General features: G+C 66.9%; 20 protein-coding genes. 1 reads left to right on the top strand and 19 read right to left on the bottom strand.

The window, feature by feature from the left end; all coding sequences use genetic code 11:
* Window positions 1-3: 3 nt before the first annotated feature.
* From GobsT_RS15090 to GobsT_RS15070, 5 genes are read right to left on the bottom strand one after another with little or no spacing between them, the layout of a single operon-like run.
* Window positions 4-717 (bottom strand): TIGR02996 domain-containing protein, encoded by a 714-nt coding sequence (locus tag GobsT_RS15090; RefSeq protein WP_081471907.1) that lies wholly within the window; start codon window positions 715-717, stop codon window positions 4-6.
* A complete protein-coding gene (locus tag GobsT_RS15085; protein ID WP_010047310.1) occupies window positions 686-1,027 on the bottom strand; it encodes a hypothetical protein in 342 nt (113 codons plus the stop codon). Before GobsT_RS15085 ends, GobsT_RS15090 begins: the two co-directional genes overlap by 32 nt.
* Window positions 1,024-5,121: a phage portal protein family protein gene (locus tag GobsT_RS15080; protein WP_109571080.1), complete on the bottom strand. Its 4,098-nt coding sequence runs from the start codon at window positions 5,119-5,121 to the stop codon at window positions 1,024-1,026. The genes GobsT_RS15085 and GobsT_RS15080 overlap by 4 nt, the downstream gene beginning before the upstream one ends.
* Window positions 5,122-5,153: 32 nt before the next feature.
* The gene (locus GobsT_RS15075; RefSeq protein WP_010050618.1) at window positions 5,154-6,713 is read right to left on the bottom strand and encodes a hypothetical protein; all 1,560 of its coding nucleotides are present in this window, start codon (window positions 6,711-6,713) and stop codon (window positions 5,154-5,156) included.
* Complete coding sequence (locus GobsT_RS15070; protein ID WP_010050616.1) at window positions 6,685-7,113, bottom strand: hypothetical protein; 429 nt, start codon at window positions 7,111-7,113, stop codon at window positions 6,685-6,687. The genes GobsT_RS15075 and GobsT_RS15070 overlap by 29 nt, the downstream gene beginning before the upstream one ends.
* A 98-nt stretch (window positions 7,114-7,211) precedes the next feature.
* On the opposite strand from GobsT_RS15070, the gene GobsT_RS15065 reads away from it, so the two are divergent.
* Complete coding sequence (locus tag GobsT_RS15065; RefSeq protein ID WP_010050613.1) at window positions 7,212-7,391, top strand: hypothetical protein; 180 nt, start codon at window positions 7,212-7,214, stop codon at window positions 7,389-7,391.
* A 20-nt stretch (window positions 7,392-7,411) separates the two neighbouring features.
* On the opposite strand, the gene GobsT_RS15060 is transcribed toward GobsT_RS15065, so the two are convergent.
* The 14 genes from GobsT_RS15060 to GobsT_RS14995 all read right to left on the bottom strand — a co-directional run bounded on the left by GobsT_RS15060 (window position 7,412) and on the right by GobsT_RS14995 (window position 19,487).
* Entirely contained in the window at window positions 7,412-7,975 is a 564-nt protein-coding gene (locus tag GobsT_RS15060; RefSeq protein WP_010050611.1) for a sigma-70 family RNA polymerase sigma factor, read from the bottom strand.
* Window positions 7,976-7,978: 3 nt separating this feature from the next.
* Window positions 7,979-8,326, bottom strand: coding sequence for a hypothetical protein (locus tag GobsT_RS15055; RefSeq protein WP_010050608.1), 348 nt, complete (start codon window positions 8,324-8,326; stop codon window positions 7,979-7,981).
* A 38-nt stretch (window positions 8,327-8,364) separates the two neighbouring features.
* Window positions 8,365-9,351 carry an adenine nucleotide alpha hydrolase family protein gene (locus tag GobsT_RS15050; RefSeq protein ID WP_109571081.1) on the bottom strand — a complete coding sequence of 329 codons (987 nt, stop codon included), beginning with the start codon at window positions 9,349-9,351 and terminating at the stop codon, window positions 8,365-8,367.
* 45 nt (window positions 9,352-9,396) lie between these two features.
* On the bottom strand, window positions 9,397-10,497 hold the full coding sequence (locus GobsT_RS15045; protein WP_010048017.1) for a DNA polymerase III subunit beta: 1,101 nt from the start codon (window positions 10,495-10,497) through the stop codon (window positions 9,397-9,399).
* A complete protein-coding gene (locus tag GobsT_RS15040; RefSeq protein WP_010048015.1) occupies window positions 10,494-10,943 on the bottom strand; it encodes a hypothetical protein in 450 nt (149 codons plus the stop codon). The genes GobsT_RS15045 and GobsT_RS15040 overlap by 4 nt, the downstream gene beginning before the upstream one ends.
* A gap of 31 nt (window positions 10,944-10,974) precedes the next feature.
* Window positions 10,975-13,233: a DNA methyltransferase gene (locus GobsT_RS15035; protein ID WP_010048014.1), complete on the bottom strand. Its 2,259-nt coding sequence runs from the start codon at window positions 13,231-13,233 to the stop codon at window positions 10,975-10,977.
* A 42-nt stretch (window positions 13,234-13,275) separates the two neighbouring features.
* Entirely contained in the window at window positions 13,276-14,283 is a 1,008-nt protein-coding gene (locus GobsT_RS15030; protein WP_148087745.1) for a hypothetical protein, read from the bottom strand.
* On the bottom strand, window positions 14,219-14,767 hold the full coding sequence (locus GobsT_RS15025; protein WP_010048012.1) for a TIGR02996 domain-containing protein: 549 nt from the start codon (window positions 14,765-14,767) through the stop codon (window positions 14,219-14,221). The genes GobsT_RS15030 and GobsT_RS15025 overlap by 65 nt, the downstream gene beginning before the upstream one ends.
* Before the next feature lie 3 nt (window positions 14,768-14,770).
* Window positions 14,771-15,142, bottom strand: coding sequence for an HNH endonuclease (locus GobsT_RS15020; RefSeq protein WP_010048011.1), 372 nt, complete (start codon window positions 15,140-15,142; stop codon window positions 14,771-14,773).
* Window positions 15,143-15,176: 34 nt separating this feature from the next.
* Window positions 15,177-15,392 (bottom strand): hypothetical protein, encoded by a 216-nt coding sequence (locus GobsT_RS15015; protein WP_010048010.1) that lies wholly within the window; start codon window positions 15,390-15,392, stop codon window positions 15,177-15,179.
* 34 nt (window positions 15,393-15,426) lie between these two features.
* Window positions 15,427-17,262, bottom strand: coding sequence for a DEAD/DEAH box helicase (locus GobsT_RS15010; RefSeq protein ID WP_010048008.1), 1,836 nt, complete (start codon window positions 17,260-17,262; stop codon window positions 15,427-15,429).
* Between the two features lie 46 nt (window positions 17,263-17,308).
* Entirely contained in the window at window positions 17,309-18,496 is a 1,188-nt protein-coding gene (locus GobsT_RS15005; RefSeq protein ID WP_010048006.1) for a ParB N-terminal domain-containing protein, read from the bottom strand.
* Window positions 18,497-18,546: 50 nt separating this feature from the next.
* Window positions 18,547-18,756 carry a helix-turn-helix domain-containing protein gene (locus GobsT_RS15000; RefSeq protein WP_109571082.1) on the bottom strand — a complete coding sequence of 70 codons (210 nt, stop codon included), beginning with the start codon at window positions 18,754-18,756 and terminating at the stop codon, window positions 18,547-18,549.
* A gap of 263 nt (window positions 18,757-19,019) precedes the next feature.
* Window positions 19,020-19,487 carry a hypothetical protein gene (locus GobsT_RS14995; protein ID WP_010051549.1) on the bottom strand — a complete coding sequence of 156 codons (468 nt, stop codon included), beginning with the start codon at window positions 19,485-19,487 and terminating at the stop codon, window positions 19,020-19,022.
* Window positions 19,488-19,655: the final 168 nt, after the last annotated feature.

Raw genomic sequence — 19,655 nt, 5'->3', positions numbered from 1 at the left:
CATTCAGAATGGAATGGGGCCAAGAATGAACCGAGTGCCCAGCCAACGACGTTCGAGTATTTGAGCGTCCATTCGGCTACCGTCATGAGGTGAAATAATGGTCGCCATGTCACGACCAGCGACGCGGACGTGGGTGTCCCAAAACTCTTCTACGGCCTCATCAAAAACAACTTGCGTCGTCAGTTCGACGAGCGGAACCCATTCACGGGATCGCAAATCATCACCGTGATCACGCCACCTCTCCCACGGGCAAACGATCCGCTTGATGAACCCACGGTGCATGTCCTTGAGGCAGTAGCTCGGCGGCAGACGCTGAAACAGATCATCGAATAACTCGCCCACACGGGTAGTGTGCGGCAGAGATCCCGCCGGCGCACAGCACAGTCGGATGTATTCCGCTCTCTGGTGTTGTTCGTGTTCGTCAAGCCAGTCGGCGTAGCCGAGCCGGTGTGTGTCCTCGTCCGGATCCGCACTGATCCAAGCGAGCAACCCAGATGGGTCGGGAAGATCACCGCACGCGATCTGGGGTGGTCGCGCGACCACCCTGATGCCTTTCCCATCGCATTTCGAGCATCGCCACTTCGACAGGTTGTACTCGCCACGCTCCATTTCCGCGACGCGAGTTCGGGTCGTGATCCATCCCTTCGCGCACCGCGTATCTGAACATGGCAATTCGCCGATGATGTCACTCGTCTTCGCCGCTGTCGTCATCATCATCTCCCGGTTCGGTGCCGTCCGAAATGATGATAGTCTCGCACCCAGGGGGTAAAGCGTTCACGGCCTTCAGAACAGCACGTGTGATGTCGTCGCGGTCTTCATTGTGCCCGTCGGCGTCGAGCAGCCGTTCGAGTTCGTCTCGGATGGGTTCGGCCATCGCCCAGCCGGCTTCGTACAGCGTGTGGCACTCCTCGCACCCTTCGATATCGAGAACCCATTCGCCCCAATCGAGCCATCCGGTTCCGGACGCGACGAACGGGCCGTCCTGAGCTTCCTTGTCCTCGAAGGCGTAGTAGACGCTGTAGCTCACGAGCCACCCCGGGCGTGTTTGAGCACCTCTGCGATGCTGCCGACTTTTACACAATCGGCGAGCGACACCGTCTTTTCGAGCGTGGCGGGGGCGACGTAGACTCGGTGTCCCGAGTGCTTCGAGCCCTTCCGCTCGTCAACGATGACGACGGAGAATACCACGTTGTACTTCGCCTGCCATGCCCGTTTCTTATCGAGGGCGTCGGCAGTCATCCGCACCCGGTTCTGTCGTGCCTTCTGCAAGGTTTTTACCTCGAAGAAGTGGGCCGGATTCGACAGCACCGTTTCTGCCACCTCGGCCAATGACCGTTCGGCAGCGGTGAGTTCCTGTCCCGCCTGCCGCTTGTTGTGAGCGGCAAGTACCTTGGCACGTTGGGCGAGCCACCGCTTCGATTCGGCCGGGTCCGTGATTGGCTTGCCCCGAGCGTCTGGCATGTACACCACGTCCGCCGGCTCGCTGTCGGGCAGGTTCGCCCCTTCAACTGCGACCGCGACCTCCTGCTCGACCTTGTGAGCCTTCTTGATCCGCCGCGACCGGGCCACATCCACCACGCCCGCAACCCCGACGGCTTTCGGGCGATTCCGTTTGGACGCCTTATCCGCATGCGTGGTCGCGCGACCGCTACGGCCCGCGTCGGCGTTGATCGGGTCGTCTTTATCGTTCAGGCGGTCCCGGAGGTTGCCGGTGGTCGCGCGACCACCGGCGTCAGCTTTTGGGCGGTCGCCACTCTCCTTTGTGCCGCCGCCCTTCGGTGCGAACTGGCCGGCGTTGTCGGGCTGGCCGCGTGGGTGGTCGCCCGCATCCCAGTCGTATGAGGTGGTCGCGCGACCACTCCCGAACGCTTTCGCGATGTGGTCGGCGAACCCGCTGAGCCAATTCGCGGCGACGGCGTCGCTCCGATCGGACCGCGTGTTCTCAATGTCCGGCGTGTAGGAGTAGTCTTTCGCACTCTCACCCGCCTCGGGTTGCGGCAGGTTTTTGAACCCGTGGTCGTTCTCGAGCCGCTGTTTGTACGCGGCGGCCGACTCGCCCCGCTTGGGGTCGATCTCGTCCACCCGCAGTTCGAGAGCCCGTTCGAGGATTTCCCGTGCGTACCCGCCATCCCCGGCCCAATCCTTAACGGCCGCCGCAACACGAGAGGTGTCGAGTGACGCGTCGAACGCGTCCGTCAGGTTCTTCAAGGCGTCGCGTCGGCGACCGCTGCTCCATGCCGAGTTTACTTCGCCCAGAGCGTCTTCGATCGCGTCCGTTGGTAGCGGCGGAACGTTGTCGTATTTGGCGGCCGACGCGATGCCGCGACCGATCTCCTTGGCAATCCGGTCCGGTACGCCGAGTGTTCCGGCGTACCGAGTTGCCTCTTCCCCGAACGCCTTGCGAACATCCTTGGCGGCCGTCGCGATTCGCTTTTTGACCGCTTTGAGTTCGGTCTTGGCCTGCTTGACCGTGTGGGCCGATCGGATCGCGTTCGCCGCCTGCGAGAGTTCGGCCGCGAGTCCGTCGAGTTTGAGCCGGCGGGCCGCGGCGGGCATCTTGCCGATCCGGTCGCCTTCGGCGGCGGCGGCCTTGCCGGCGAGGTCGAGCCGCTTCTTGCGGCGGGCGTCACCGATCCGTCGCTTCTCGGCCTTGACCGCCGCGTCGAACTTCTCGCGTTCGGCCGGAACGCTCAACCGCTTGCGGATCTCGTCGGCATCGTCCGGGGAGGTGGCGGCCAGACGGATTGCGGACCGCGGCACCGGCCGCCCCTTGCGGGTGCGGGGGTGGTCGGGTCCGTACTCCCCACCGTTCTTCGGGGCGAACTGACCGTCCCCGTCCCGCTTGACCTGCGATTCGTCCCACGCGTACCCGGTGAGGTCGTCGTCCCCTTCGGCTTTCTGGCGTTCTTCCACCAGCGCCCGCAGGTTCCGCTCGACGGTCGCCGCGTCCGGCATCTGGGCGTCGCTGCCGATCCCCTTTGCGGTCCTCTGAAGCACGGTCGCGATGAACTCGGCCCACTCGAAGAACCCGTCCGGCTCTTGGTCGCCTTCGTACAGCAACGCCACCAAAGAGAGGGCGGTCGGCTGCTCGCCCTTCTGCGTCCGGTTCCGCACCCAATATGCCGCCTTCACCAGCACCTTCGACGCGACGGACGCGACGAGGTGACCGGACACGCCGACGCCGAACGCGTCGTTCAGGTTCGCCTTGACCGGATCGGCCACGCCCGCACCGGACGTGCCGCTCGACGTGGACGGGTTGTACCCCAACTTCATCATGTCGGCCGGCGTGTCGAACACGGCCCCCATCACCTCGCCGAGCGTCGCCATTGCCTTCGAGTGCGTGGCCTGCGTCGCCCAGATGTAGGTTTTGGCCGCAATCGTCAGTGCCACGTCCTTCGCCCGCTGCACGAGTCCGGGCGGGATCTCCTCACCCTTCCAGGCCCGCACGTCGGCGTCGATGCCGTTGGCGATGTCGTCCCGGTCCGCGTCGCCGAGCTGCGGGGCCGGTTGGCCGTTACCGTTCCCGGCTGTGGTCGCGCGACCACCTTGCGGCCCGTCGCTGCCGTCCTTGTTCACCCAGCGGTGGCGCTGTTCGTCGAACACCGCACCCGGCCACGGCGGCTGGTTCAGCCGGTACATGAGCAGATCTTCCAGCCGCCCGATCCGCTGGAGGAAGTCGGTCGCGAGGTCGTGCCCGCCGTCCGGCTTCGGGGGCTGGGGTGGGCGCGCGACCGCCCCGCCGTCGCCCGGTGGTGCGGTCGGGTTCGTCGGATCGGCCGCCGGCTTCGCCCCGATCGTTTTCTTGCCCTCTCGCGGCTTCGAGAAGCCCAACGCCCGGCGTGCCTCGTCTTCCTCGATCTCGATGCCGTTGGCGACGCAGACGCTAATGTTCTGTGCCTTCTCCTTGGCCTTGGGATCGGCCAGGATGGGCTTCATCGTCACCGGCACCTTCGAGCCGGGGAAGTTGTAATCCCGGCACGGGACGAGCCAGTCCCGCGTGAGCGTCTCGGCCAAGCGGCGGGCGTCCGTCTTGCAGAGTTGGAACTTGGTATCGCCGGCCAGTTCGGCGCGGCCATCGCCCTCCAGCCCGCCCGGCCCGCCGCCGCCGTTGCTCATGTTCTGCCCGACGAACAGCTCCCGCGTGTAACGGTCGAAGTAGTTCTCCAGCAGGTTCTGCACCACCTCGACGCCGGCGGTGTTCATCGGCACCTGTTCGACCGCGGGCCAGTCCTTCGACGGGTCGCGGGGGCAGATGAGCACGAGCTTGCCGCTGATCTTCTTGGCGTTCGCGATCGCCCGCTTTTCGGCCTCGACGTTGCCGTCCGGGTAGTTGATGATGACGAGGTCCATCATCCCGGTCGAGTTCATGAACCCGAGCATCGCCGCGAGGATGTCGCGGCGGACGTAATCGCCCCAGTACGCCCACGAGCGGAGCCCGACGCCGTGGACGCCGCCCGCCATCTCACCTTCGTAATAGTCCGACGCCTCACGAACGTGGGTGTGGAGGATAAACCGCTTGCGGTACTCGGGCTTGTACAGCCGCAGCCCGTACGCCCCGCGGGTGGACGAGCTGATGATGCACTCGGGGTCGTCCCGCTCCAACTTCTGCTTCGCCTGCCACGACACGAGAATGACGGGCGTGCGGTCCCACTGGTGCTGAATCGAGTCGCCGTGGACCGGCTCGTGGTACAGCCAGTTCGTGAGCCCGCTGTCGCTCTGGCCCCACATGCCCTGCTGACCGGACCGCCCCCACCAAAGGGCACCGTCGAGGAGCGAGTACATCAGGTTCGGCTTGTCCGGAAGCTCCTCCCACGCGCGTTGGAGCGTGTCCCGCTGCAACCGGTGGACCGGATCGTCCTCGTTCGGAACCGCCACCTCCCAGTCGAGGTTCTGCGTCGGCGAGGTCCGCTCTTGCAGCATCGACCGGTAGAACGGGTCGCGCCGCATGGCGAGGGCGTTCTGCGGGGCGTCCCGCATCGCCTCGTCCCACGTGTGCGAGTACATCTTCCCGGCGTTCTGGATGACCTGGGCGACGTTCAGGGCGTTCGGGGAGAGCAGCGCCCCCTCTTGGGAAAGAGGGTTGCCGTCCGCCCCCCACAGAACCGGCTTATCGATCGCCATCGTGTGCCCTCAATGGTGGTCGCGCGACCACTTCACCGACCGCGTGACCCTTCGACCGCCACCGCCCCGCCCCGGCCGCTCGGCTCGTAGTACGCGAGGTTCACCGCGTCCATTCCGTCTGGCGAGCGACCGATCCGTTCTTTCGTGTCTTCTTTTGGCTCGACCACACGACGACCGGCCGCGTCCAGTTTGTAGGTCGGGGCCATCGCCTGCCGCTTCAGTTCCTGCCGGACGTGGGCGGGTAGGTTCGACAAGAACAGTTCGCCCCGTTTGGCCCGGTCGGCGACTGTGAACCACAACTCGCTCCGGCGGTTCGGGTACGCCTCTTTGTCGTTGGCGTTCGAGGCGGACGACACGGCCTGAAAGTTGAACCCACCTCGCTGGTCCGTGACGCCGCCGCCTACTCCGTCGTCGTCAACCTTCACCGGGATCCGTCGCGGGTCAATCGGATCTGCACCGCGATCACGAAGCTGCGTCGCCCACTGTGCCCACTCGCCGCACATCTGTTTCAGCCGCTCGGTCGTCCGCTTGGTGTCCCAGCCGTTGTGAGCCTCGTGGTGCAGACTGACGTTGCCGCACCGGACGTGCAATTCGGTCCAGTCCTCGCCGAACCGGGCCACATCGCACCCGATTTGTGGTAACCACCGCTCGGGAACCGGATCTGGGGCGGCACGCTCGACGGAACGCCACACAGGATCGGACCACACGCCGCACCCGCTCGCCGGCCACCGGGCGAGCAGTCGGGCGTCCGCCAACGGCCCCGGTCGCCACCACTGCGGCGAGCCGTCGGGGTTCGGGAATTGGATGTCGGTCGGGGTCGCGTCCCCCGGTTCGATCCGCTCGGCCCACTGCTCCAGCCGATCACGGAGCCAGTTGAGTCGGACCGCCGACGGGTACTCGGGTGGTCGCGCGACCAGTTCGGCCGCGATGTTCGGGTGCTCGGTCGCGGGAATGTCGATCACTGTCCACCGGGAACCGGCCTGCTCTTCGAGGTACGCCCGCGAGGTGGTGTCGGTCGGGTTGAAGATCGCGAGCCACCCGTACTCGGCACCCTGGCACATCGACTCGGCGGCCTCCCAAAAATCGCCGTCGATCCCGACCGCTTCATCAAAAATGAGCAGGATGGACGCCTCGTGCTGGCCCTGGAAGCTCGTAGCATCCCGTGCCGTGAACCCGTGGGCGAAGTGCGTGGGGTCGGATTCCAACCGGGGCATCTTCGGCCCCACGAACCCGGGCCGCTTCCGCCGTTGCCGCCGCACTTCTTTCCACAGCACGTCCTTGACCTGCCGATCGGTCGGGGCGGTCGTAAGACACACGCCCGGGAACCGGGTGTCGTACCACCAGTTGACCAGACCGCCCGCGAGGTGTGACTTTCCGACGGAGTGAGACGCCTTGACCAGAACGCGGTACGGCGGCTTGCACAGCGCTTCGGCGATCTCGACCTGCTTCGCCCACCACTTTACCTTCAAGATGTCGCGGGCGTACCCGGCCGGGTCGGTTCGGTACTTGGCGTAATCAATCCACCCCTTTGAGGCCACCTGCCGCTTCAGCGACTCGACCTGCTCACGGAGTTTCCGAAGGTTGAGTCTCACCGATCTGCCTCTTCAGTTCCGCAATCTCACGCTTCAGGTCGTTCAACTCCCCGCGAAACTTCCCCCAGCGTTCCGGGAACTTCCGCTCGAGCCACCATTCGAGGTGTTTGGCGTCGTCCTGGCCGGCGGCAATCACGGCAGCTACGGCCTTACGCTCGGCCTCAGCTTCGGCGGCAATGACAGCAATCCGGAACTGACCGTAAAGTCCGTCCGGGTACTCTTTGCCCCGCTTCATCCAGTCTCGGAACGTCCGGGGCGGCACACCGACCGCCTTGCCCGCGACATACCGAAAGTTCCCCTGAACGATCAACGCAGCCACCGCAGCGATCTTCTGATCGCTGATCTTGGTACGCCGCATGTTGCCGCCGTCGTCCGGGTTCGGCGGTGCGTTCGCTCCCATGTTTCGGATTTCCGCAACGCTGATTGTGAGACCGGTTCCCTCTGTTATGGTAGGCCGATCAGAAGTGGTCGCGCGACCACTCGCGGGAGGGCCGAGAGATGAAGTGCGAGCTGACCGCGGTGTCGAAGGACGAGGCGTACCGGGTGCTGCGGGAGTTGGTTCTGCGGATGGACCTGACGGCAACGGAGATGAAAACCGCCCAAGACCCGATGATCGATCAGTACAAATGGGCGGTCGCGATCGACAAGATTCTCGGGGCGATCGACAACATCAAGTGAGGTGGTCGCGCGACCACCTCTCACACGGTCTGCGGGGTGAGTTGAGCCAGTGCCAGTTCCAGTGCTCGCTTCGCCACTGCGACCGTCATGCCGGTGGCCGACGCGATCTCGCCCCACGTCCGCGGCTCCCCTTCCAGCCCGAAGTGCAGCACGACGACCCGCCGCAGGACGGGCGACAACCGCCCGATGCCCTTCACCAGCCACTCCGGCGGGTCGGTGGGTTCGGGTGCGGCAAGGGTGTTAAGCAGGTCCGAGCCGTCCGGGTCGTTGGGCCGGTCGTCGAAGCTCGTGGCCTTCTTCTGCTGCTTCCGGGACTCGTTCACCACCGCGTTCCAGATCGCGGTGCGGGCGTAAGTCGTGAACTTGGCCCCGGCCCCCTCGGTCCACTTCGTCGCCGCGTGGGCCAAGGCCACCTGACCGGCCTGGAAGATGTCGTCGCGGTCCACCCAGTCCGGCAACTGGAGCCGGTGGACGCACGACCAGATCAGCTTCTCGTGCCGCTTGAGGAGGGCGTCCGCCGCCGCCCGGCCCGCCGACACCGCCGCACACAGATCGGCGTCGCTCTCCGCTGCTACCGCCGCCATCGGTCATTCCCCCAAAGTGGTCGCGCGACCACTCGCCAGTTCGAGTGCCGTCAGCAGATCGTTCCCCGCCTCGCCGCTCTCGATCATCCGCGTCGTGCCGCGGATCACGACCCACCCGGCGAGTGCCGCCGCGTTGTACTTCTCGATGTCGCCCGCGTACCCGGCGTTGGTCGTGTGCCGCGACTTCCCGCCCTTGGTCGCGAGCCCTTCCCGCTCGAACGCGACCTTCAGCGCCGGCCACGCGAGGTCGAACCGCCACATCCGGTCCGAATGGAACCGGTACTCGCGTTCCGGCCTCGGGTGCCCCCGCGACTGCACGAGGGCCGACAGCACCGCCGCCCACACTTCCACAGCTTGCTCCCGTCGTAAGTGAGTGGTCGCGCGACCACTCATAAGCCGCACATGCCGTCCGGCTCCTCATCCCACAACGCCCCGCACCCCTTACGCTTCGTGCGGTTCGGGTCGAACTCCACAACCTCGAGCGGAACCATCGTGCGGTGCGTGTAAGGAACGCCAGCCAAGAACCCGCGACGGGCCTGCCCGTCGCGGTACGCCTCGCGGATCTCGTGATCGAATGACACCGCTTCGGCGAACGTTTCCGGGTCCGTTTCCCGCATGTGAATCCACTCGGCGTCCGACCGGTACGGGCAGCAGATGCACGCCGACTTCGGCACCTTGCGACCCGGAAAGTTCTTCTCGAGCCACTTCACGCAGTCGGCCCGCGTCCAGATGCCGCCGATCACGTCCCAATCCGTAACCGACTGGTCCGGCCACATCTCCACATTCAGCAGCGGGTACGCCCTCACCTGCCAGTGAACTGGTTTCCAAACCTTCCGCTTCCGCACCATCGCGCCGCCGAACAGGTTCTCGCCGATTTCCTCCTGCTCACTGGCCCACCAGCCGGGGGGCTTGGCCCGGTGCCGCTCGTCGTCGCTGATCCCGATCAGCACCCGGACAGCGGGCTCCTTAGGAGCCCGCTGTCCGGGTTTGAGCCCCAGGACGGTGCGGCGGTGGTACTTGTCGATCGCCTCGAGCTTGTACTCCTTGGTGCATTGCCGCGGCATCATCCCCTGAGTGCCGTCGTTATTCGCGACGTAGAACGGGATCGAGGCGTACCTCGACACGTCGCCGCGTCCGCGGCGACGTGCGAAGTCGATTGCGTCCCGCTTAATGCTGCCGACTGTAACCGTGTCGATCGTAATTCCCGCCTTGGCCGCTTCGTCTTTCAGCCATTCAAGGTGGGCGTACACCTCCGGCGGCTCGAACTGCGTGTCGCTGAAGACGACGTGGTCCGGCTTCGGGAGTTCGCCCCGGCACGCGAGCAGCAGGAGCGTCGAGGACTGAACGCCCGCCCCGAGTGACAGCACCGTCTTCATTGGTGTTCTCCCCGTATCCTTCGAAGTGGTCGCGCGACCACTCGCTTACTTTACGATCGGCATGGAGGCGTACTTCCAGCCGTCGCACTCCACCCACGCCGCCTTCCTCGCCTCGAACGCGAACGTGATCGATTCAACGCCGTCGCTTGCGGCAAGGGCCAGTGCGTCCGTCAGGTTCTTCGGGTCCATCTTGGTCGTCACCGCCGACGCGACCCCGCTTTGCGACTTGCACACGTGCTCGACCTCGCCCTCGCCGACCGCCCCGGCGGCCTTCAGCGTGAGCGTCGGCCCCTCGCCGGTCAGCACCACCGCCGTGTCCGCAGCGTCGGCCGTCACCGTGGCGCGGCGGACCGCCCGCAACAGGGCTGATGGGTCGTCCACGAACGTCGTCCCGTGCGGCTTCACCTTCTGCTCCAGCATCCGCCAGGGGGCGAACTTGCCGGTGAGGAGCGGGGACGCGATGCTGAGCGAGTCGTCCGCGAACCGCACCGTCGAGCCCCAGACGGTCACCGTGACGGGACCGGTCCGGCCGGAGAACGCCGCTTTCACCGCCTGGACGGTCGGGGCCGGGACGAGTGCCGACGCCTGCACCCCGTCGGCCACCTTGGCTGTCGCGATCCCGAGCCGGATGGAGTCCGTCGCGACCGCGTTGAACTCGCCGTTCGCAACCTCCAGCCACACACCCGACGTGGTGAACGATTCGACCCGCTCGGAGCAGCAGAACGCCACCCGAGTGAGGCACCGCACGAGGGCCGGGGCGTCGATCTCGAACGACACGCCCTGCAATTCCGGCGGCACCCACTCCGGGAACTTCGACACGTCCTCGGTGTTGAGCTTGTAGCTCCCGCCCGCGTACTTCAACTCGGCCCGTGCCCCGGACACGATGCTGACCGGCCCGGACGGGGCCAGCTTCACCGCCGACTGGATCACGTCCGCCGGGACGCACAGCGAGCCGGGCTTGCCCGTTTCGGCGGTCGCGCGCCCGGTCACGAACAGTTCGGTGTTCGTCGCGGACACTGAAACGGAGCCGTCCGACGTGGTGACCTTCACGCACCGCAACACGGGGGCGGTGGTGCGGGAAGGAACGGCCGGGGCCGCCGTGCGGAGCAGCCCGGCCAGTGTGTCGCGGTCGATGGTCAGGTTCATTTGGGTTTCTTCTTGTATGTGGCGTTCTTGGGCGGTTGCTTCCGGATTCGAGCCAACTCCGATTCGACCTGCCGTCGGTAGCGGGTCTCCTCTGCGTCTTTCTTGTCGCCGGTCGTTTTCGGGTCGTCTTCGTCGGCCGGGTGCGACCCGCAATCCCGGACCATCTCCCGCGTGACCTCTGCTACCGCTTCGGGACCGTCCGTGTACTCCAGAACGGTCCCAATGTGGAATATCACGCCGAGCAGGTCTTCAACGTCCCATCCGTCTTCGGCGTACTTCTGAACGAGATCCTCGACTTGGTCGATCAGCTCCACGCCCCGCTCACGAACCAGCGGGGCCATCAACTCGACCGCCTCTGCGGCCGTTATCCGCCCCATCTGGGCTTCCAACTCGATCTGCTTGACCCGCTCGTCAACCGTTCCAAACAGCACCGGGTACATGGGCATGGGCAAATCCTCTTAGTGGACGCGCGACCAACTACGCCGCATCGGCCGGGGTAGTTTCCGACTCACCCAGACAGTCGAACAATGTGGGTTGTGACGATTCTGCTTCGGCCCGCCGCAGGTTCGCGGTCGCGATCTCGAAGTACGACGGCTTCAACTCGCACCCGACGAACCGCCGCTTCATCTTGAGAGCAACGTACCCCTCGCTGCCGATGCCCGCGAACGGGGACAGAACGAGGTCGCCCGGGCGCGACCACAGCTCCAGGCACCGCTCGATTACGCCGAGCTGGAGCGGGCAGATGTGCCGCTCGTCCTGCTCCTGGCGGGCGTCGCGGTAGTTGTTCAGCGTGTCGGACTGGTCGATGTCCATCCACACCGGGGAGGCGTACCGTTGCCACCGGTCCACCGGGAACGTGTCGTTCGTGTGGCTGACCGGAGCCGGGTTGACGCCCGGCTTCCGCACCGTGACGACGAAGTCCGGAATCCCCTGCCGCGACATGCACGAGTCCTTTTTGAGCTGCTTGTGGAGCAGCCCGAGGGCCTTCGTCCGCTGCATCGCAGTGACCGGATCCTTCCAGACGCACACCTCCGAGTGGTAGATGAACCCCGCGGCTTGGAACTGCCGGATCAGGTCGCCGCGGAAGTCCTGGATCCCGATGTACCCGTGGTGCTCTTTCGTGGTCGGCAGGTTCATGCAGTGGAAGGACACCAGCCGCCCCGGCTTCAGCACGCGGTACAGTTCCGCCACGAGGAACCCGAAGTGGGCCGCGAACTCGGCGTAGGTGCCGCAGTTGCCCATGTCCCGCGGCGAGTTGCTGTACGTGTAGAGCGACGCGAACGGGGGCGAGAACAGGCTGTAATCGACGCACTCCGGGTCGAACCCGCGGAGCGTTTCCACGCAGTCCCCGAGGTGGATCATCCACGCGTCGGTCTTGCCCCCGGTCCGGCCCGTCCGGTACTCGTCGGTCTGCTTCACGGTCGCCCCCAGTTGTTCGCGGTTCACGTCCCGGGTGTGCTGTAGCATCCCCTCGACCATCGCCTCGTGGTCCCGCTGCTTGCGGGCGATGTTCGCCCACACCCCGGCGTCGCGGGCCGTGCCGATCAGGTACACGTCCACCGGCCCCGTCTGGCCGAACCGCCAGCACCGCCGAACCGCCTGATAGAACTGCTCGTAGCTGTTCGACAGCCCCACGAACACCATGCGGCGGCAGTGCTGCCAGTTGAGCCCGAACCCGGCCACGGTGGTCTTGGTGACCAGCACCCGGTGTGTTCCAGCCGCGAACCCCTTCAGCCGCGACAGCTTGTCCTCGTCCTTGTCCGCCCCCGCGACCTGCACCGCGTCCGGAATCAGTTCCTGAACCGCGTCGGCTTCGGCGTTCAGTTCCGCCCACACAACGCACGGGCCGGGCTCGTTCGCGATCCGGGCGGACGTGGTCGCGCGACCATCCATCGACTCCTTCCGGGCCGCCCGCTGGCCGGCGAGCGTGGTCTCCGCGGTCGCGAACAGTACGCCCGCCTGGGCGGCGGTCTCGATCTCGACCTCGTGGACGCGGAGCGGGGGCAGTTCGTACCCCTCGTCACTGAACCCCAGGTCGGACGGCCGCCGGCACAGCACCGCCCACGACGCGACCCACCGCCAGAAGTCGCGGACCGCGTGCCCCTTCAGCCGCCACTCCGACGTGTCGCCCGAGTCGTGAACGAAGTAGGTGGCGAGCATCTCCGTCCGGCTCATCACGCCCAAGAACTCGGCGTGGGTGCCGATCTCGGTGTGGTCGTTCGGGGCCGGGGTCGCGGTGCAGCACAGCTTGTACGGCGTGGCCGCGAACGCCTCCGTCAGGGCCTTGCGGTACGCCCCGTCGTGGCTCTTGAGGATCGAACTCTCATCCAGAACAACGCCACCGAAGGCGGACGGGTCGAACCGGTGCAGCTTCTGGTAGTTCGTGACCACGACCCGGGAGTAATCGACGTAGCCGGCGGGCGAGTCGGTTCGGAAAACGCCTTCGATCCCAAATCTCTTCGCCTCTTCTGCCGTCTGCTCAGCGACTGCGAGCGGCGTCAGCACCAGCACCGGCCGATCGGTGCGGCGGTACACCTGATCCGCCCACGCGAGCAGCATCAGCGTTTTGCCGAGCCCGGTGTCGGCGAAGACCGCCCCGCGGCCCATCCGGCACGCCCACTTCACGATCGCCCGCTGGTGCGGGAACAGGCCCTTCGGGAGCCGCCCGTTCTCGAACCCCGCCGGCTCGACCGCCCGCACCTTCGACCGCAAAAACTCGCCGTAGTCGCTCGTCATCGGTGGCGTTCTCCCCGTATCCAAAGTGGTCGCGCGACCAGTTCACTTGTACTCGTGAGCCCGCTTGCACAGTTCGATCAGCGACGCCTTCGCCCCGCCGCCGTCCGGGTCCTGAGCGGCCAGCCAGTCGGAGATGTCGCCGCCCGGGGCCGGGTCGTAGCCGCACTCGCCCGGCCACAGCACCCGCACCGAGCGGACGCCCCCGCACACCAGCCACCCAACGCACCGCATCGCGTGCGACCGCCCGACCTCGTCGTTGTCCGGCACCACCACCACCCGCCGGTCCACCAGCGGCAGCAGCCACGCCGGGTCCACGCTGCCCGACCCGGCCCACGTGCAGACCGCGGTGAGCCCCAGCGACTTGAGCGTTTCCACGTCCTTCTCGCCCTCGACCAGGAACACCGGGGCTTCCTTGTTCGCGGCGAGCAGCTCCGGGAGCCGGTACAGCACCCGCCGGCACTCATCGACCTTCACCGCGATCTGGTGGTCGTGGCGGGCCGGCACCAGATCCCACGCCCCGTCCCGCGACGGCCGGGAGTAGATCCCCTCGCTCACGCCCCACACCCACGACACGACCCCGTCCGAGATGTCCGCCCGCCGCCGCACGTCCGCTGGCGTCGGCCGGCGGCACTGGAACCGCTTCGGCTCGTACCGCAGCTTCTCGAACAGCAGTTCGCCCGCTTCGTCCCGGTACTGGTAGATTGCGACGGGGTCTGACACGGGCTCCGGCTCCTGTTTTGCGGTGGTCGCGCGACCACCTTTGTTGGCGAACTCGTACCTGCGACCCTTGTCCGGGAACCACTCGGTCTGGGGGAGCCCGACGGCGTCCACAAGCTCCTTGAACCCGGCCCCGCACCCCTGACACCGGGCGACCAGTTCGCCCTTGTCGCCGATCCACGCGAGCCCCGACCAGTGGGCGTCGCCGTTCTTGTGGCGGTGCGGCAGGAGGCACTGGAACTGGACCCACCGGCCCGCCGGGCGGTACTCACAGATCCGCTCCAGCACCGCCGAGTAGTGACCGAACCCGTTGGGGATGTCTCGTCGTGCCATGACACATGACCTTGCAGAGCGGCTGGTCGGCGAGGAGCGGCTGCTTCAGTTGCCCGAAAGAAACCGGGCTCCACGTCTCGCACCGGTCCAAGAACCCGAAGGCGAAGTCGAACACTACCTTGAACGGTCGGTAACCACCACGTTTCGGCGGGAGGCGAGCCAGACGGATGAGAACCTCTTTCTTCCGCCCGTTGTGCCAGTTGATCCGCCACCCCTGTTGTGGCGTTGGCCCGCTCTCGACCGGCACCCCGACCGCCAGAGACTTCGGGACGAGACGGTGCCAGTTCTTGATCAGCCACCCGTACACCTCGTATGGCATCCGCTTCTGCCGGCACCCGACGGAGCAGGACATCCGAATGAACTCGGAAGTTGCGGCGTCGCGGTCGCAAGAGCCGTATTGCATGAGCCAGTCGGCGTACTCGAGCCGTGGCGTGTTCTCGTGCGGGTGCATCGCAATCACCCGCAGCAACGCCTCACGATCCATCGGTCACGCCCTCCGCTTCGGCAGGTCCGGAACGGTCAGGTCGAGTGCGGCGGTCGGGCTGCTCCCCCAGCGGTCCGTTTCCCGCTGGGTCCAGAACGCCACCAGAGTGAGGACGCCGGACAGTTGCTTGAGGAGCGTCGCCCGCATCCGGCGGATCTGCTCCTTGTGGCGGCGGCCCGCGTCCGGCCACCGGATCGCGACTTTGAACCGCAACACCTTGGCGTTCGTGTAGTACTGCTGGATCTGGTTCCGCGACGCCTGACACCCGTCGCACGCCATGACGATGTTGTCCTCGTCCCCGCCGCCCGCACACCGCGGCTTCACGTGGTCTCGGGTGAGCCGCACCCCGAATCGGTCGCACCAGAAGCACGGCATCCGGAGCCCTCCCGAAGTGGTCGCGCGACCACTACTACTGGTAACCGCGTTCGTCGTCGTGCATATCGAGCGGGCAGTGGCGACCGGTCTTCTCCGGTTCGCCGTCTCTCAGTTGAGGACACTCACCGTCGTTGCAGTCGCCATCGCGTCCGGAATGGCAATAGCCACTGTTCGGCCGGGTGACGGGCACCAAACCGAGTGCGGCTCTGGTGGCGTTCAACTCGGCCATCATCTGTTCAGCCGTCTTCATTGGTGCTCTCCCCTAAGTGGTCGCGCGACCACTTTTACGCCACCACCGGTTCCGCCGCCAGCCCGCGGTACGCCGCCCGCACCGCGTCCACGCTCCGCATCACCTGCCCGACCCGCTGCCCGTCGATCGTGAGCTGAAACCCGTCGCCCGACTCGCTCCGCAGGATCCCCAACTGCTTCCGCGTCGGCCGCCCGGTCGATCGCCAGTTGCGGGCCGCGAGCCAGTCGAGCAGGGCCTTGGCGTGGTCCTTCGGGACCGGGCCGTCCGCCACGCCCGCCCGCTTCAGTGTCCGCTCCTGCTTCGGGCTGCACAGCTTGCGGGACCAGCGGTCCTTCATGTCCGCGATGATGGCCCCGGCATCGTTCGCCGTCACGGTGTCGGAGCAGTACCCGCCGTGGGTCCGGATCCACTCGATCTGGGTGGCGGTCGCGCGACCGCTGCCGCTGGCGAGCCGGTCCCGCTGGCCCGGGGCGTCGCTGGCCGCGAACGGGTCCACGGTCTGCTGGTGCATGTCCACCCGGTTCACCTTCACCCGGGCCTTCTTCTCCTTCCGCCGCCGCTCGGCCGCCTCCTTCCGCTCCTCGCGGGCCGCCTCGTCCAGCACCTGCTTCACGTCCCGGTGCAGCCCCTTGGCGGCGTCGTTCGCGGCGTTCCGCTTGGCCCGGTCCACCACCGATTGCGGGTGGTTGCCGGCGAAGATGTCCACCGCCGAGATGAGCTTGTGCCGGCCGCTGTTCCCCACGAAGTCGATCACGAGGACGGACGGCTTGGCGGACGCGGCGATCGCCGCCCGTCGGGCTTCCGGCGTGGCGAGGTCAGGATGCAGAGTGCCGCGTAGAGTCCGTGTGCCGCGGCCGATCGCCTGAGTGTAGTAAGCGTTCGATTTCGTCGGACGAGCCATGACCACCCGGCTGATCTTGGGAACATTGAACCCCTCCGTGAACAAGCTGCACCCGACCAGGAACTGCCGCTCGCCCCGCTCGAACAGCTCGATCTCCCGCCGCCGCACGTCCTTGTCCGTCTCGCCGGATAGGAACACGGCCCGCTCCGGCTTGATCTTGTTCAGGGCGTCCGCGAACAGATCGCCCTGACTCACCTGCTCGCCCGGGGGCCGCGGGGCGGTGAAGATCAGCGTCGGCTCGTCGCCGCACAATTCGATGGTCGCCGCGACCATCTGATCGAGCACCGAGTCGCCGGACAGCACGGCCCCGATCGCCCCGTCCGAGAAGTCGTCGCCGGCCGTTTTCACCGCCGACAGGTCCATCCCGTTGACCGTCACGTACCGCTGCTCGACGGGGCACAGCCAACCCTCGTCCACCGCGTCGCAGATGCCCATGTCGAACGCCACGGACCCGAACACGTGCCCGAGTGCGAGGTCGTCGGCCCGCTTCGGCGTGGCCGTCACGCCCAGCCGCTTCGCCGCCCCGAAGTGGTCGTAGATCTTCCGGTAGCTCGGGCTGGTCGCGTGGTGGCACTCGTCCGTGACGATCAGCCCGAACTCGTCCTTCGGCCAGCGAGCGAGCCGGCGGTCCCGGCACAGCGTCTGGACGCTCCCGACCACGACCGACGGGGCGTCCCCCATGCTCCCGCCCGCTGGGACCGCGTACCGGTCCGCCTGTTCGATCGCCGGGGCGGACCCGGTGATGCCCTGTAGCTCTTCGGCCGCCTGCTGGATCAACTCGTCCCGGTGGGCGAGCACCAGCACCCGTCCCGGCCGGCACTCTCGCGCCCACTGCTGCGACACCAGCCCGAACACGACCGTCTTGCCGCAGCCGGTCGGCAGGATCACGAGCGTGGACGGCTCGCCCGCGTCGAACCGCCCGAACACCCGGTCCACACTCTGCTTCTGGTAGGGGCGCGGGGTAATCATCTGCTCTGCTCCTGCTCGACCCGATTAGCCACTGGTCCGTCCGAGGTCAGGCGTCTTCGCGCTCGGCGTCCGGCTCCGCGTGCTCGTCGATCAGTTGTTTGATGGGGTCGCCGAGCTGGTGCCAGTTGTGGCGGGTCAGCCAGCCCCGGTTGTTGATGCACACCCGGCACTTGCCCTCGACGAGGTGTTCGCCGGTCGCCTGATCGACGTGCGGGCAGCAACACCACGGAAGAGAAGCCGCTGCGTCCTGTGCGACCTTCTTCAAGTCCGCCTCGAGCGTCGGCACCATCTGGGCCAGCCCGATGCCCCACGACTCTTCTGCGGCCGATTTGACCCCGTCGGCCGCCTCGTGCAGCACGCCCCGCAAGTCCGCCGCAAACGCCCGCCCGAGCCGGAACAGCGACACCATCGGCTCGGGAACCACCCGCCCGCGGGCATCCGTCAGGGCCTTGTGTTCCTTGGCCGGTGGCCGCGCGACCACCTCCGGCGACTCAACGATGTCTTCCGATTCGAGCCGCTCGACCAGCTTCTCGACGACACCGGGTTTCGTGAGGGACTCGATGACGCGTTCTTCCGCAGTGGTCGCGCGACCACTCGCCGGCGTGGGGGCGGGCTTCGGCGGCGAATCGGCCTTGACCGTCCGCGGGGCCGGCTTCGGAGCCCCCGCGATTTCCGCCCGCACCTGCCCGACCAGCCACTTGCCGACCTTGCAGATCTCGGCGATGCGGCGGTCGCTCTCGCCCGCGTACTCGGGGAGTGCGATGCACGACCGGACCGTCTTCCGCTTGTCTTCCGGCGTCCTGGCCCGGCCGTGGGCGTGGTTCGCCGGGCCGAAGGCGTGGAGCCGGGCCAGCGTCAGGGCCGATTCGGCGTCGTCGCACCGGTGGACCCGGCACAGGATCTTCTTGCGGCCGTTCTTCTCCTTCGCCGCGATCCGGTGCCCGCCGTCGCTGGCGTAGCACGCCTTGGCCCCGTCCCACCACACGTCCACGGGGGCCGTGGCGGACCACTCGTCCTCGGTCTCGGCGTACAGGTCCACGGTCGCCTGATCGAGGACCGACCGCACCTCCTGCGTCACGGACCGGTCGATGTTCGCGATCAGCAGTTCGGTTTCGGTAACCGCCCCGCCCATGTGCGTCTTCTGCTTCGCCATGATCCCCTCGTACCACCGGCGGGCGTTCCAGCCTTCCTTGCGGTCGGCCTCCCGCCGCTGGCTCTCTTCGGTTCGTGCCATTGGTGCCGCCACTTACTTATGGAAGGCCCGCGGGTGGTCGCGCGACCACTTCAGATGGTGGGCAGCTTCATCGCTTCGAGCAGGACGTTCACGTCGGACCGCTTGTACCAGAACATCTTCCCGACCGGGTAGCCCTTGAGTCTGCCCGTCCGCCGCCAGCGGTTGATCGTCTCGGCGTTGAGCCCGAACAACTGGGCCAGCTCGCGGGTCTGCATCCAGCGGTCGCCCGCGGGCAACGGGATCTGGGGGACGGTAGGCATGTCGTCGAACTCCTTGCGAGGAGGCGGGCCGGGGCGCGTGGCCCATGCGTCACGCGTCGCCGGCGGTGGAGCCCTATCACCGCCGGTCTACCCGGCCCGCCCAGAGGTTCCGCCCCGAATCGAACGGGGGTGCGGCGTCGCTCACCGCCGCACGGCACCAAGCCAGGAACCAAGTCGCACCGTTCCCATCCCGCTACGGTGCCAGAGCGGTGAAACCGCGGCTGACCGGTCCGGAGTTACACCGGCTAACCGCCCTGATGGCCTCACATCGTTCCCGTGGCGTTCAACTCGACCGCGAGGGCGGAAACCGGGTCCACCGGCCGGGCGTTCGAGCACCACTCGTGCAGGAGCGTCCGCCGCCACCCGCTCTCCGACACCACCGGGCAGCGGTGCTCGAAGTAGTAGCTGAGGTCGTTGGGGCTGATGCTCCCCTCGACGCAGAGCCGACAGAACCGGACCAGTGCCGGGTCTTCGGCTTCGAGCGTCAGGCTCGGGTTGTCCCGCCACCCGAGAAAGTCGCTCGTGCGGTCCGGGTCGTCGAGGTGGACGAACGCCGCCGAAGCGGACCGGGGCACGATCACGGTGAGCCGGCGACCGTACCGGCAGTCAAACACCGCCTTCCGCATCTGGGGCGACACGAACGCGACGGTGGTCGCGCGACCACCGGTCACGTCGTCGGGGCCGGGGCTGGTGAGTCCGGCTTCGTAAGCGAGGGCATTTGTCGCGGACATTGCGAGGCTCCGGTAACGGGGTTCGTCAAAGCACGGCCGAACAGGGCACGTTCGAGCATGTAGCCTTCGAGAATGCCCCGCACGCACGATCGGGACAGCGACAGTTCAGGGCGGGACGCTTGCAACCGGTCCCGCAGTTCCGTCACGTCGGCTGCGGTGGGCGTGAAC

The sequence above is a fragment of the Gemmata obscuriglobus genome, assembly GCF_008065095.1.
Lineage (GTDB): Bacteria > Planctomycetota > Planctomycetia > Gemmatales > Gemmataceae > Gemmata > Gemmata obscuriglobus.
Note: the sequence above shows the minus strand (reverse complement) of the source record. Positions and strands in the feature narration are given on the sequence as shown.